This is a genomic window from Marinomonas phaeophyticola (genome assembly GCF_026966905.1).
GTDB classification, from domain to species: domain Bacteria; phylum Pseudomonadota; class Gammaproteobacteria; order Pseudomonadales; family Marinomonadaceae; genus Marinomonas; species Marinomonas phaeophyticola.
In genome coordinates this window covers 137,085-151,066 of record NZ_JAPUBN010000015.1, presented here as the reverse complement: position 1 = coordinate 151,066, position 13,982 = coordinate 137,085, and the positions used below count along the sequence as shown (strand labels likewise).

15 protein-coding genes are annotated in these 13,982 nt (G+C 39.9%); 4 read left to right on the top strand and 11 right to left on the bottom strand.

The genetic code is table 11. The features are described 5' to 3' along the window. Positions 1-90: 90 nt before the first annotated feature. A complete protein-coding gene (locus tag O1D97_RS09800) occupies positions 91-1,071 on the top strand; it encodes an AraC family transcriptional regulator (RefSeq protein WP_269125139.1) in 981 nt (326 codons plus the stop codon). A gap of 6 nt (positions 1,072-1,077) precedes the next feature. Here O1D97_RS09800 and O1D97_RS09795 read toward each other — a convergent pair whose 3' ends face one another. From O1D97_RS09795 to O1D97_RS09785, 3 genes are all read right to left on the bottom strand, one after another. Further along, complete coding sequence (locus O1D97_RS09795) at positions 1,078-2,100, bottom strand: SO_0444 family Cu/Zn efflux transporter (RefSeq protein WP_269125137.1); 1,023 nt, start codon at positions 2,098-2,100, stop codon at positions 1,078-1,080. A 1-nt stretch (position 2,101) separates the two neighbouring features. After that, entirely contained in the window at positions 2,102-2,521 is a 420-nt protein-coding gene (zntR, locus tag O1D97_RS09790) for a Zn(2+)-responsive transcriptional regulator (protein ID WP_269125135.1), read from the bottom strand. A gap of 74 nt (positions 2,522-2,595) precedes the next feature. Continuing rightward, positions 2,596-3,234: an HD domain-containing protein gene (locus tag O1D97_RS09785; protein ID WP_269125133.1), complete on the bottom strand. Its 639-nt coding sequence runs from the start codon at positions 3,232-3,234 to the stop codon at positions 2,596-2,598. Between the two features lie 150 nt (positions 3,235-3,384). On the opposite strand from O1D97_RS09785, the gene O1D97_RS09780 reads away from it, so the two are divergent. Further along, positions 3,385-4,260 (top strand): AraC family transcriptional regulator, encoded by an 876-nt coding sequence (locus O1D97_RS09780; protein WP_269125130.1) that lies wholly within the window; start codon positions 3,385-3,387, stop codon positions 4,258-4,260. A 95-nt stretch (positions 4,261-4,355) separates the two neighbouring features. Then, complete coding sequence (locus O1D97_RS09775; protein WP_269125128.1) at positions 4,356-5,210, top strand: nuclear transport factor 2 family protein; 855 nt, start codon at positions 4,356-4,358, stop codon at positions 5,208-5,210. Positions 5,211-5,295: 85 nt separating this feature from the next. On the opposite strand, the gene O1D97_RS09770 is transcribed toward O1D97_RS09775, so the two are convergent. Both O1D97_RS09770 and O1D97_RS09765 read right to left on the bottom strand, forming a co-directional pair. Further along, positions 5,296-6,615, bottom strand: coding sequence for a TRAP transporter large permease (locus O1D97_RS09770; protein WP_330221465.1), 1,320 nt, complete (start codon positions 6,613-6,615; stop codon positions 5,296-5,298). Next, positions 6,590-7,138, bottom strand: a complete 549-nt coding sequence (locus tag O1D97_RS09765; protein ID WP_269125126.1) for a TRAP transporter small permease — start codon at positions 7,136-7,138, stop codon at positions 6,590-6,592. The genes O1D97_RS09770 and O1D97_RS09765 overlap by 26 nt, the downstream gene beginning before the upstream one ends. A 784-nt stretch (positions 7,139-7,922) precedes the next feature. Between O1D97_RS09765 and O1D97_RS09760 the strand changes: the two genes are divergently transcribed. Then, positions 7,923-8,981: a hypothetical protein gene (locus O1D97_RS09760; protein WP_269125125.1), complete on the top strand. Its 1,059-nt coding sequence runs from the start codon at positions 7,923-7,925 to the stop codon at positions 8,979-8,981. A 229-nt stretch (positions 8,982-9,210) separates the two neighbouring features. Here the strand turns inward: O1D97_RS09760 and safD are convergent, their stop codons facing one another. The 6 genes from safD to O1D97_RS09735 all read right to left on the bottom strand — a co-directional run bounded on the left by safD (position 9,211) and on the right by O1D97_RS09735 (position 13,938). Next, complete coding sequence (safD, locus tag O1D97_RS09755) at positions 9,211-10,581, bottom strand: sulfoacetaldehyde dehydrogenase SafD (protein ID WP_269125123.1); 1,371 nt, start codon at positions 10,579-10,581, stop codon at positions 9,211-9,213. Then, on the bottom strand, positions 10,578-11,339 hold the full coding sequence (locus O1D97_RS09750) for a sulfite exporter TauE/SafE family protein (RefSeq protein WP_269125122.1): 762 nt from the start codon (positions 11,337-11,339) through the stop codon (positions 10,578-10,580). The genes safD and O1D97_RS09750 overlap by 4 nt, the downstream gene beginning before the upstream one ends. A 136-nt stretch (positions 11,340-11,475) precedes the next feature. After that, positions 11,476-11,622, bottom strand: coding sequence for a universal stress protein (locus O1D97_RS19900; RefSeq protein WP_428981112.1), 147 nt, complete (start codon positions 11,620-11,622; stop codon positions 11,476-11,478). Positions 11,623-11,687: 65 nt separating this feature from the next. After that, complete coding sequence (locus O1D97_RS09745; protein ID WP_269125120.1) at positions 11,688-11,969, bottom strand: universal stress protein; 282 nt, start codon at positions 11,967-11,969, stop codon at positions 11,688-11,690. A gap of 59 nt (positions 11,970-12,028) precedes the next feature. Further along, complete coding sequence (locus O1D97_RS09740) at positions 12,029-13,372, bottom strand: TRAP transporter large permease (RefSeq protein ID WP_269125118.1); 1,344 nt, start codon at positions 13,370-13,372, stop codon at positions 12,029-12,031. Then, positions 13,369-13,938 carry a TRAP transporter small permease gene (locus O1D97_RS09735; protein WP_269125116.1) on the bottom strand — a complete coding sequence of 190 codons (570 nt, stop codon included), beginning with the start codon at positions 13,936-13,938 and terminating at the stop codon, positions 13,369-13,371. Before O1D97_RS09735 ends, O1D97_RS09740 begins: the two co-directional genes overlap by 4 nt. Positions 13,939-13,982 lie beyond the last annotated feature (44 nt).

The window sequence follows — 13,982 nt, the reverse complement described above, 5'->3', positions numbered from 1 at the left end:
TTCATAATTCATTGCTGTAAATTCATTTTTTAAGCCACCTTAAATAAGATACATTAGAATAATTACGAATTAGGCTTATGGGAGGGGAAAGTGACCTTTGATTACGATAAAAGACTCGCGACCAAAGCATCAGAGAGTGTGATTTCTAGCTTATTAAATAAAATGTCTATGGAAAGTGTGTTTTGTACTCAGTCGACTCTCCGCTCACCGTGGGGTATTAGTATGCCTGCGATTGATCATTGCATGATGTTTCATCTACTAGCGAGTGGAACGGCACATATACAAGCTCTGAACACCCAGTCGGAACCGTTAAACATTGACATGCAAGCAGGCGATTTCATCCTTTTACCAAAAGGAATAGGCCATGTGCTTTCAGATGGTGAGTCAAACAATCATGTCCCTTTGAATAAGTTACCAATAAAATTCATTAACGAACATTTCGAACAGCTTGAGTTTGGTGGAAATGGACGTCAAGCAATCATGTTATGTGGAGCCATTACCTTTAAACACCCACTCACATTAAAACTACTCGAAACCCTACCAAATGCGATCTACATACAGAAGGACGATAGTGCCAACCAATCCATTCAGAGCTTAGTTCATCTCTTATCAAACGAAGCAATCAATACCGATATAGGAACAAGCGGTATGATTACTCGACTGGCAGATTTATTGGTCATTACTGCACTCCGTCAATACCTAGAACATCAGCAAGGAACACATCCTAATACGCTAAACTGGGTAGGGGCACTTGCCGATGCGCGAATAACAAAAGCCGTTCAACTGGTTCACAAATTCCCAGAAAAACATTGGTCTTTAGAAGAGTTAGCAACACAGGTCGGTATGTCTAGAACCAACTTTGCAGTTGAATTCAAACGTCTTGTTGGAAATTCACCAATGGATTATTTAACCGCATGGCGAATGTCATTAGCCTATACCAACTTTCAAACAACGAAGGACTCCATTCTGACGATAGCCACACAGTATGGCTATCAATCAGAATCTGCATTCTCAAGAGCATTTAAAAAGGTGATTGGTTTTTCTCCTGGTGAAGTAAGAAAGCGTACCTAGCCAGTATTACACCATAATTTTTAAAAAACGTTTCTGTAGCTGAAAAGCAATCAAGCCGGCTAATACAATAGCACTAGCTTGATAGAAGAAGCCCATCATGTCGGAATGATCTCCATGTACAAGCTGCATTTCCCATTGAAAAGTATCGAATAAATAATCCAGTAACAAGCCGGAACCGACCGCACTAACCACAATTGCGATCAGGTAAATCACCAGCTCACGTTTACCAAGTTCATTTTTGATCACCATCAATGTGGCAATATTGGTTGCAGGGCCAGTTAACATAAAGACCAAAGCCGCTCCAGGTGTAATACCTGATAACAATAAACCCACGGCCAACGGCGTTGAGGCGGTAGCACAGATGTACATAGGCACTGAGATAAGCACTATGACTAACATGGCAAACACACCTTGACCGTACTGTGTCAGGAAGTCTTCAGGAACAAAGGTCGTCACCAACGCCGCAAAGAAAATACCAATCAGAAACCACACCATAAAATCGCGTAATAATTGACCATAACCAAACACAAAAGAGGCTTTAACCTTATCAAAGAGGCTGACAGCTTTGGGAGCACTCTTATGACAGCAACTCTTTTGCACAGGGGCCTCTTCAGACGCTGGCTTTGGTCTTTCTACTGAGCCAAATACAGTAATTAAGCTGCCCGCTACAATAGCTGAAATAATCGCAGCAATCGGGCGAGCTATGGCCATAATCGGTCCCATCAAGGCATAGGTGACACCAATAGAGTCCACCCCTGTCTCAGGAGTCGAGACCAAAAAACTAGCCGTGCTGGCTTTACTCGCACCGCTTCGACGAATCCCCATGGCCACGGGGATCACCGAGCAGGAACACAGAGGTAAAGGGGCTCCGATCAGAGCGGCGGTTACCACAGAATTACGTTTACCTAAGGTCGACTCTATCCATTTTTTGGGTACTAGCTGATGAATAACTCCAGCGATTAGCATGCCGACTAATAGAAAAGGGGCTGATTCAACAAAAAGCGCAATAAAATTATTGATTAAATCCACGTTACTCTCCTTTTTCTATTATTTGATCTTGTTCTAAAGCACTGATAATCGAACAAAACTCTGCGCTCTCTTGTCCACCGCAGCAATATTTCTCAAGTTGAATAAGCGTCTCTTGCATATGTTGCAAGCGTTGAATTTGCTCTTCAATCTCTTGAATCTTACTGTGTGTAATGGATTTAGCTTCTGCACAAACATGTTGGCTTTTATCGGTTTTAATGGCAAGTAACGACGCCGTTTCAGACAAACTAAAGCCACAAGCCTTACTGCGTTTAATAAATTTTGCTGTGATCAAATCATCCTGTGAATAATGGCGATAGTTATTTTCACCTCGCTTAGAAGGCATTAATAAACCTTCTTTTTCATAATATCTCAGTGTATAAGCACTGATACCTGATTGTTTTTCTAAATCACCGATCTTCATAAACATACCTACTACTCATGTAATGTTGCCATGATAGACCTTAGAGTATAGTTTAAGGTCAAGGCTTTTTTAGCCTATATTTCTTGCTTTAATTGCGCCAAAAAGTCGCGCATGAACGCTTCTCTCTTTCGTCCTTCAATACGAGCAGAGTCGGTATGTAACGTTTCAGCAATGTTAAATAGCTTGCTATAAAAATGATCAATAGAAAATTGTTTGTCATCTACAGGACGAGAGTCACAAAAAGGGTCATCAATCGAATAAAGAGAGCGGTGAACGGATCCACTTACCAGCATACAGCGAGCTACACCCACTGCTCCCAACGCATCTAAACGATCGGCATCTTGAACAATTTTGGCTTCTAGCGTTGTGGGGGCAATATTAGCACTAAAACTATGAGCGCTAATGGCATGATGAATAGCGTCAAAACACACTTGTGGGTAACCAATAGATTCAAGAAAAGTAATGGCCTTGTCACCAGCAAGGGTAGACGCTTTCTTTCTATCAGGGTGACTCTTAGGGAAGGAAACACAGTCGTGTAACCATGCCGCTGGCACCACGATAGCAAGCTCCGCTCGCTCCTCTTGTGCCATGGCTTTTGCTACTTTTACGACTCGAGTAATATGGCTGACATCGTGAGCACTATCTGCATGCCTTTGTTCTGTGATAAAAGACAGAAATTGTTTTTCAAATACGACTAATTCATCTAATGTCATAACCTATCTTTTCTTGCTAAATAAGTGAAAGAAAAGGCGCCTAAAGAAAAATACCCTGTTTTATTAATGAAGATCATTAAACAACCCTAGCGTGCATCAATCTTTAAACCCATTATTCAAAATACCATTATAGCGATAAAGAGAACGGCAATGAATGTAACGATTCCAGACATAAAGTTTAAAAATTCAAAATTGTCTAGTTTAGGGTTTGAAATCATTAGTCTGGAGAACCTTTACCAACGCTTTGAATCAGGCGACATTAAATACATAGATCAGCCCCATCGCATTCACTTCCATAACATCATCATTATCACCGGCGGACAAGGGCAACATCTCATCGACTTCAATCAATTCCACCTTGAGGCAGGCCGAGTATTAATGATTAATAAAGGTCAAATTCATTCCTTTGATGTGCACAACAAGCCTCAAGGCAAGCTTATTGTTTTTACCGACGAGTTTATCGACAAAGTGGCTACGGCCATCAACCTGCAAATATTCTCCCCAACACATTTCATTTCATCAAAGCTACAGGGATTTACCCTTTCAGAATCGCAGGAATCTACCTTACTTGAATTAATTCGTTTATTGCAAACAGAGCTAAAAATTGAAACACCTAACCTCATATTTTTACAAACACTCTTCACTTCTATGCTCCTCAAAGTAACAGAAGCAAGACCTCGTATTTACCTAAATAAAATGAATTTGGCACAAACACGCTGCTTTGAGCGTTTCATCCTGTTACTTAATGAGCATTTTATCAACACTCGTGACGCCCATTATTACGCCAATCTACTCGGCACTACATACAAGACATTAAATAAAATATGTAAATTAGCCACTAATAGAACCTCAAAGCAGCTTATTGATGCGCATACCATTTTAGAAGCCAAACGTCGATTATCTATTGATCATTATCAAATACAACAACTAGCCGCCTACCTAGGTTTTGATGAACCAAGTAACTTTGTAAAATACTTCAAAAAGCACACTCTTATGACCCCGAATCAGTTTAAGAAAACTCAATAGGTTCAACATTTACCATTTTCTATCCCATATTCACCTGCCTGGATCACCTTCCCTTTTATAGAATAGCGGCACATTAACTAATCAGGTAAATCGACATGAAAGCAAACGTTGCCGTCGCCGTTCTAATTGCAGGCTCTCTAGCCGCTTGTTCTAATCTACATTCGGAAGACGCTATGAATATCACCAATCAAGAAAAAGCCGTTGCCCTACTGAATGCCATCGAAACTGGCGATCAACAAGCCATTAGCTATGTAAACCCAACAAGCTACATACAACACAATCTGGCTGTCGGAGATGGCTTAGCTGGTTTTGGTGAAGTGTTGCAAGCATTACCAAAAGGCAGCGCTAAAGTGAATGTGGTGCGTGCTTTCCAAGACGGCGATTACACCTTCTCTCACACAGAATACAACTTTTTTGGTCCAAAAATTGGGTTTGATGTGTTCCGCTTTGAAGACGGTAAAATCGTTGAGCATTGGGATAACCTTCAAGAGACAGCGCCAGCGAATGCAAGTGGCCGTACTCAGATTGATGGCTCTACAGAATTAACCGACCTAGATAAAACGGAAGAAAATAAAGCCATAGTAACTGACTTTGTAAACACGGTTTTGCTCAAAGGTGAATTAGATAAATTAACTCAATTCATATCACCTAACGAAGGTGGGTACATTCAGCACAATCCAGGCGTTGCCGATGATTTGAGTGGTTTAGGCGCGGCGCTTGGTGCTTTAGCGGAACAAGGTATGCCTATGATTTATACCGAAAATCATAAAGTGCTTGGCCAAGGTAACTTTGTACTGTCCATCAGTGAAGGTGAGTTTTTGAAACAACATGTCGCTTTCTACGACCTATTCCGTGTTGAAAATGGCATGTTAGTTGAACATTGGGATACCATTGAAACCATCCCTGCCAAAGCCGATTGGAAAAACAGTAATGGGAAATTTAACTTCTAAAATAACCAGTTAAAACACCATAAAAAAAGGGGGTGCTAATGAACTAGCACCCCCTTTTTTAGATCACTTATTCTTATTTCATGTGCTAAGCAAAGCCTAACATACGTGGCAATGTCATTGTTATGGCAGGAATATAGGTAATAAGCACAATTACCAGTAAATGCATGGCTAAATAAGGCAACATTTCTCTACTGATGCGCTCTACTTTCTCACCACTGACACTGGCCGCCACAAAGAGCACCAGCCCCATAGGCGGTGTCGCCAGCCCAACTGTTAAGTTCACACACATCACAATGGCAAAATGCAGCGGGTCAACGCCGAACTGGGTCACAATAGGTCCCAGAATAGGTCCTAGAATCAGAATCGCAGGTCCTGCATCAAGGAACATACCAACAATCAATAATAAGATGTTAATCAGTAGTAATAACATCAGTGGGTCAGATGTCAGTGATACCATAAAGCCAGCGACTTTCTGTGGTGCTCCAGACAAACTGATCACCGCTGAAAACGCTACGGCGCTACCGACTAAGAATAGGATAACAGCGGATGATTTCGCTGTTTCATAAAATAAATCCGGTAACGACTTAAAGCTCATTGTCTTAGTCATAAAACTAATGACTAATGCATAAGCCGCCGCCACCGCCGCGGCTTCTGTCGGTGTGAAAATGCCGGAAAGAATACCACCTAACAAAATCACTGGCGTCATTAGAGGCCAAAAAGCTTTTTTAACCGCCTTGCCTCTTTCTTTATAAGTGGCTTTTTCTGCCGCCACGGCATAACCGCGCTTCTTAGACAAATACCAAGTCATCACCATTAAACTGGTACCGACTAAAATCCCAGGAATAATGCCGGCGGCAAACAAACCACCTACTGATACATTCATCACAAATGCATACAGGATCATAATGCCGCTGGGAGGAATAATAGGGCCAATAATTGAAGAGGCCGCCGTTACCGCCGCCGCAAAACGACGAGAATAACCATTTTTCTCCATCGCTGGAATCAGCATTTTGCCTAACGCCGAGCAGTCGGCAACTGCAGAACCACTTAATCCAGCAAATAACATCGAAGAAAGAATATTAATTTGTGCAAGACCGCCACGAAAGTGCCCAATAAACGCTTGGCTTACTTGAACAAGTGAAAGAGTAATACCACTACGATTCATTACTTCACCGGCTAACATAAAAAATGGAATCGCCATTAAAGGAAAGCTATCGATACCATTGTACAAACGTTGCGTAAGTAGCAAATAAAAGGCTTCTTTACCTTCTAAAAATAAACTGACACCAGGTGCAAACAGCAAAGCAAACGCAACTGGCATACCCAAAAACATGACGGATAAAAGAACCCAAAAAAAGAAATACCCATGACGATTATCCTTATTGTTTATTCGCTGATGATTCAACTGAAAGCGAAGCGGCCTTCTCAGGAGAAAATAAATCAACTAGATTAATGAGAAACAACTCTAGATAAACCAGCATCATCACAAAAAAACCAACTGGCATGGCCGTGTAAGACCACGCTTTGGTAACCGGTAACGCTGTCGCCAACATGCGAGTGCCTTTCATCGCAAAATCATAGCTTTTATCAAAAGCAATAAACAAAACAATGCCCGTCAAACCGTAGATGATCAGTTGCAGTATTGTATTTAATTTATGGGGTAGGCTTCCGAGAATAATTTCTAAAGCCGCATGTTGTTTCAGGCGGGACACAACAGGTAAAGTAAGAAAGGTCATCCAAACCATTAGGTAGCGAGCAAGCTCTTCAGACCATGGAAAGGAATTATTTAGCACATAGCGGAAAAACACTTGTAACAGAATAACAAATGTCATAATCGCGACAGCAGATAAAGCCAAATATTTAAACAGTCCAATAATGGCGCTGTTTAACACACTCAACCCTGATATTATTTTTATCATCCAAGGCATTAAAAAACCCTCTTTTATTCAAATATACCAATGACTACTATTTAGAATAAGACTAGTTTACCTGTCATTTTGAGTGAAACCCAATGAAGACTTAGCATTGACTAAGCTTAGACGCTAAAACACCGACAACAAACCATGATCAAACGCTTCATTTTACCAGCGTAAGACGCTTCTTGTTCTTTGTTATCAAAGACCAAATTCACCCTCATTAGCATCAACTCGGTGTCTACCATGATAAGGGAATACAAATTAAGAGAAGCTACCTAGGCGAGTTAAAAACACTCTATAAAAGAGTTAGATAATGATTAGCCATGACACAATGTGAACCTGTTGGCTAAAAAGAGCCCTGCAAGTCATCAAAGTAATCAGCCGCGATGTGTGTCATCCTAAAGTTTTGTTATCATTTTAATAACCTGACCAAAATATCACCTATTTATTGATCTATGGCAAAGTTCTTTGGATCTTATATAAGACATAAGAGAAATACAAGCTATTACGCCGATACTCTAGTGACAAGGTTCAAAATAAGTGCTCCATAATTCTCTACTTTCACCCAAGAGTGATCAGAACAATTCTAGTCATAAAAGCACGTTTCCAAACAGAGCCAATATTATAGAATAAATCCATTGCTACTTTTATGTTCCATATTTCAAATAAAAAACTAAATAAGAGACTTAAATATGGTCTAGTTTTCAGTTTTTTGCGTATAGGTTAAAACTATTGTAAAAAAAGTCTGTCATATATAGTCTGCCAATTGTTTTATTTATTTGAGTTCGATGCCAGTATGAAAAAGAGCGCTTTAAATTTACTCACAAAACGAGACATTTCTGCTCATGAAGCGTTGGGGGAATATTGTCTTATTTCCGCACCTAAGGTGAGCCTTCCTAATGGTGAATCCTGTGTACCTCAACACTTCTACGGTTACGACCATACGTTAGAAAGTGTGGAATCCATTTTAAATAAAATTAGCTTCTCCAAGCACTATCCTATTTTTTGTGAGGACGATGGCCAAGGTGTCATTATCCAGATAGGCATTATTGGTCGTGAGAACTATCAGAAAAACTGTCCCAATCGAGCCAGTAAAATTGTTTATGGCAGAAAGTGGCGAGTAGAACCGAACCTGTCAACCTCTGAGATTATTCAGACTGTATTTTTAGCCATACAAAAAGCTCGTGAGCACGAAATTAGAGAGCTATTAACATTACGCTCAAGTGATTCTAATAAAGTCAGTACTCCCTTTAATAGCCATCATGACCTCCCTTTAATGGCTCAGTGTTATGACCTGTTTGAAGCTCAAACCATTGAAACAGAGACATTCTCAATAGCCAGCATTCAAGCGGTATTCGATCTACTACGCTTTGATCAAACCACGATTAAATGTCTTGATGTCACGCATCGTCATAATGGACAGACGTTAGTCGATTTTATGTTTACCTGCGCAGAGGAGCATCAGTCGCCTGACTTTGCAGAATTACACGGTATCGAATGCACATTAATTTTAAAACAAGAAACCACGAACGAATTGCTTTACAAACTAATGGATGCACTTATTGAGCTTAGTAACCATTATGTTGAAGAGCATTTTAGCTTTAATGGCTTTGCTCGCTTCAGTCGGAAAAATTGCATCCAAGCGGTAGGAGAGTTTTCCATCAACACCCGTTTAATTGATGATACCCAGTTGAATGCACAGGGAAAGAAATTGATCAGTGAACATAATTGCTCAGTCGATGAAACACGAGCCCCTGTCATTCGTTTAGAGCAGCAGAAGCAGCGCCTTTCTCAGAACTTTGAAGGCATTCAATTATTAGAGGGTTTTTTACCTAAAGGGGTAAACATTCGCTAATTTGGCCGTATCGTTTTTGTTTATAGCGCATCGAGTAAGGTGAAATAGACTTATTTCAACCTGACGGGATTGTCAGCCTCGCTGGACAAACAAAGAATGCGAGACCTAGTAGGCCTCGCATGATAAAGCTATCAAAGACACAATATCCAGTATCTCGTAATGCTGATTCGGTTAAGTGAACTGCCTTAACATAGAAGCCGCTTTGCAAGAAGATGAGCGCTCATTAAAATCAAATAACTAGAGTCTTGGTATAACTCATTTCACGGATCGCATATTTGATGCCTTCACGGCCTACTCCGCTCTCTTTTACACCACCAAAAGGAAAGTGCTCGGTACGAAAACCAGGGCCATCATTGGTAGCCAAAGTGCCAACATCCAACTCTTCAAATAGATGTCGAATCACTTTTAGGTTATTACTGAAAATTCCCGCTTGTAGCCCATAAGCAGTATTATTAATGATGGGAATAATTTCTTCGACATCTTCAAACTTGTATAAAGGCATAACAGGTCCAAAAGTCTCTTCAATCATCACTTCACTGTTAGCACTAACATTTTCCAAAATTGTTGGGTACACAAAGGCTCCTTCATATTTATTTCCTAAAGCCACAGTTGCCCCCTCTTTTAGAGCTGACTCAATTCGTTCGCGAATCTCATTTGCCGCCGCTTGATGAATAACTGGACCAACAAAAGTCTCGTCTTTCATAGGGTCACCAACAACCAATGCAGAACTTTTTTCCACCAAGATATCTCTAAACTCTTGATATACGGAAGCATGAACAAATAAACGTTTTGCCGCCGTACAGCGCTGTCCTGCGGTTGCAAAACGATGGTTAATAGCAGATTGTGCTGCCGCTTTTAAATCTGCATCATCCATAACAATAAGGGGGTCATTACCGCCAAGCTCCAACAGCAACTTTTTGTAACCCGCTGCGGCTGAAATCGCGTTTGCAGCGGCAGTACCACCAGTAAAGTTAATTGCGTTGATCGCTGGATGTGCATTCAAACGATCCAAATCAGACAATGGAGGCATACAAAATTGAAGAACGCTTTTAGGAATGCCAGCTTGGTAGCAAAGATCAACTAAGAATAGAGATGAGGCCGTATTTTGTGGACCAGGTTTAAATAAAATGCTGTTCCCTGCCGCATAAGCTGGACCAATTTTATGCATCGCAATATTGATAGGGAAATTAAATGGTGTAATACAGAAAATGGTGCCAAGAGGTCGCCAGCAAACCACACCGATCTTACCGCCAGCAGGCGCATAAGCGTCGGAATCTAAAGACTCACCGCTAATCTGACGAGCTTCTTCAGCACTTGCAATGGTCGCATTAACTGCACGAACCATTTCTACTCGTGAGTCAGAAATGGTTTTGCCTGTTTCAAGTGTAATAAGCTTTGCCATTTCTTCTGAATGTTCTTTCAGTAGAGAAGCCAGAGACATCAAAACATTTGCTCGCTCGAAAGCAGCCGTTTTATTTTGAGTTTTCTGCCCTTTTTTTAGCAATGCTAATTTTTCTTCAATCTCAGTCCATGTTGAGTAATTGTACTCGCCTAAAGGTTCATTATTATACGGATTTACTAAAGAGTACTTCTGAGTCATAAAGGAGGCCCCATTTCAATTAGTTGATAAATAATACGCCCTGCTGCAATAAGCAAAGCGAGCTTCATTAATGTAAAAAAGAACTTAGTATCAATATATCGAAGTATAACCACGCCAATTTTAGCGCCGAGAACAGCCGCTATACTTAATATAAAAATCAAAGGTGCGTTATCAATAAATGAAAAACCCAAGAATAAAAAAGCCGGAATTTTAGTAAGATGAGCAAACATTTGCATCATAGACTTATTCGCGACAACTTCTTCCTTTGTCAAATCATCACGTATAAAAAACACGGCTAGCAAAGGATCAATAGCACCAACAATAATCCCCATTGCACCTGTCGCAATCCCCACCCAAAAAAAGTTTTTCTCTTGGATTTTCACCTGCGGCATGCGTTTAGGCTTAAAAAGGGTATATAAAATCAAGCCTACAAGTAACAGAAGCGGAAAAAACTCCCCGACATATTGAACGATAAACAACGTCGTCACTGAAGCACCTAGAACCGCACCAATGCCAAATAACCAACACATCTTCCATCGGATGCTACCTCTCAAAAACCAGCTACGCGCAGCATTGTTAAACACCTGTACAACACCATGGATCGCGATCAAAGGTTTCACTGGCATGAATACGCTCATAGCAGAGAACATAAGGACTCCACCAGCCATACCCGTAATCGAAGTAATAGAAGACGCTAAAAGAATTGCTAACGAGAGCCACAATAGGCTTTCGTTAGATAAAGAAACAACATCCATCATTAAACCTCAAAAACGCTAATATTCTGTAAGTTCTTAGAGTTTATTGTGATGAAAACACATTTGATAGATCCAGTTGAGGAATAACAACAGGCCGCTTTAGAGTATGAGAGAACATCAACACACCTAGCAAAATGTTTTATGCTTTTTCAACTAACGGGACGATATACATAGGTATTTGTGAACGACTTAAAACGTTTTTAGCCACACTCCCCAAGAAAGTCTGGAACATCCCTTTCTCATGAGTTCCCATGACAATCAAGTCGACTTTTAATTTTGTAGAAATTTTTAAAATAGATTCCGCTGGATAGGCTTCTATAACTTCTATAGACTTTATTTTGTCTCGTAGTTTTATATCTTCTGAAAAACAACTTTCCCAAAAATCATCTTGTTTTTTTCCAGTTTTTCTTTGGCAAATTGCACTCTTTCCTCTAAAAATTCTCGTCGACTCTCAGAATCATTAACATATGTTTTAAGTGTTATTTTCTCATCATTCGACATTTTCTCAACCACATGCAGAATATGAATATCAGCACCAGTTTGACGGGCAAGATACACCGCATGACCAAAAGCTTTTTGAGAGCCTTTAGAAAGATCTGTGCTATATAGTATTGAGTTTATTTTTGACAACATAAGGAAACTCCTAAATAGGCACTTATCATAAATCACAAGTGCCTATTGCTAATATGAAATTAGTAACCGAATAATCTTGGGAGATATAAAGATACTTCTGGGAAATAAGCTATTAAGAAAACGGCTATTGTTGACGTCAAGGTAAATGGCAAGGCCTTTGCTGTTATTTCTTCTAAAGAGACTTTAGAAATCCCTGATGCTACAAATAGATTTTCTCCAAGAGGAGGTGTAGCAAACCCGATAGAAAGTGAGCAAATCATCACAATACCAAAATGAATTGGGTCGATTCCAAGGTTATAGGTAACAGGCAATAGCACTGGAGTTAAGATCATAATTGCCGCTAATGTCTCCATAAACATACCTACAAAGAGTAGAAAGACAATAATTAACAACCAAATTAAATAAAGGTTATTTGTCAGTTCTAACATTGAAGAGGCAACAATTGTTGGAATATCATTTTCGATCAATAGACGACCAAATACTGTTGCACAAAATAAAATCAACATTATTCGACCTGACAACCATGTTGTCGTTTCTAATGACCTAAAAACAGCTTTCCAGTTAAGCTCCCTATGGATAAAGACACCTACAAAAGCAGTATAAAAAATAGCGACAATGGCAGACTCTGTAGGAGTGAAAAAACCTGAATAAATCCCTCCAAGAATCACCAATGGCGCCAAAATAGACCAAAAACCAGTTCTTAAATTACGAGCTATTAGCTTAAAGTCCCATCCATCAGCCGTCCCTCTATAACCAAGACGTTTACAGCGGAAGTAATTCACAATAATTAAGCTAAGGGAGATCACTAACCCAGGAAATACACCTGCAATGAACATTTTGGAAATAGAAATGCTCTGAAAGGTGCCAAACTTTTCAATTGCGGCATTTGGAACAGCCAATCCCATCGCGGAAATTCCAAAAATCACCATAGGAATAGATGGGGGAATAATAATTCCAAGACCACCAGCAGATGCAACTACAGAAGAAGCATAGCCTTTATCATAACCACGTTTTGCCATAGCCGGAATCATTAACATACCGACGGCCGCGGTGGTCGCAGGACCAGACCCAGATATGGCACCAAAAAACATACAAGCTAGCACAGCAGCCGCAGAAATCCCCCCTGTTACTGGACCTGCAAAGCTTTCAGCTAAGTTAACTAAACGTTTAGATATCCCACTGGCTTCCATTAACGCACCAGCTAGAATAAAAGCGGGAAGCGCCATCAGTGGAAAAGATCCAACTGAGGTAAAGGCAATTTGAACAAAAGTAATAGGATTTTCACCAAGATAAAAGTATGACGCTAAAGCGGCGACACCTAGCGATATACTTATCGGTGCTCCCATTAATAAAAGAGCAAAAAATGACCCAAAAAGAACTAATACAATAGATGTTTCTGTCATGAGTTGTCCTCTGCATCTAGCATTTCTTTACTTGACTCTAGCTTCTTGCTTTTTATTTTATCCAGCTCTATCGTATCAGGATCGACAACACTCTCACCCTTTACAAATTTAAGGTAATTAACTTGAATAATACGTATCGTCATAAGAGTAAAAGCTATAGGTAAAATTAAATAAATATATTTCATTGGAATTCCAAGAGTTTGGGATTTCCAAAATAAATTCATTTTATGAAATACAAAGTTATAAGAAATATATGCCATATATAGGTTAAAACAGATCCATATTAGGTCTGTAATAAACTCAAAAATTGGTGGCAGCCAATTAGGCATCAGCTTGTACTGAAACGTCACTCTATTATGAGCCGACAACCGAGCTGAATAACAAGCACCAAAGTAAACAAACCAAACAAACATGTAGACCGAAAGCTCTTCAGTCCAAGATAAAGAGTGCCCAAATACCTCTCTGGATATAATCTGAGCAAAAAGCAAAGTTACGAAAAGAGCCAACAGCGTTCTGCAAATATACCCTTCAATGTCATCAATAAACCGTAGGATTTTTTTCCCCATTTCTATCTCCATTGAGTCGATAAGTCACTAAAAACAAAAACTCC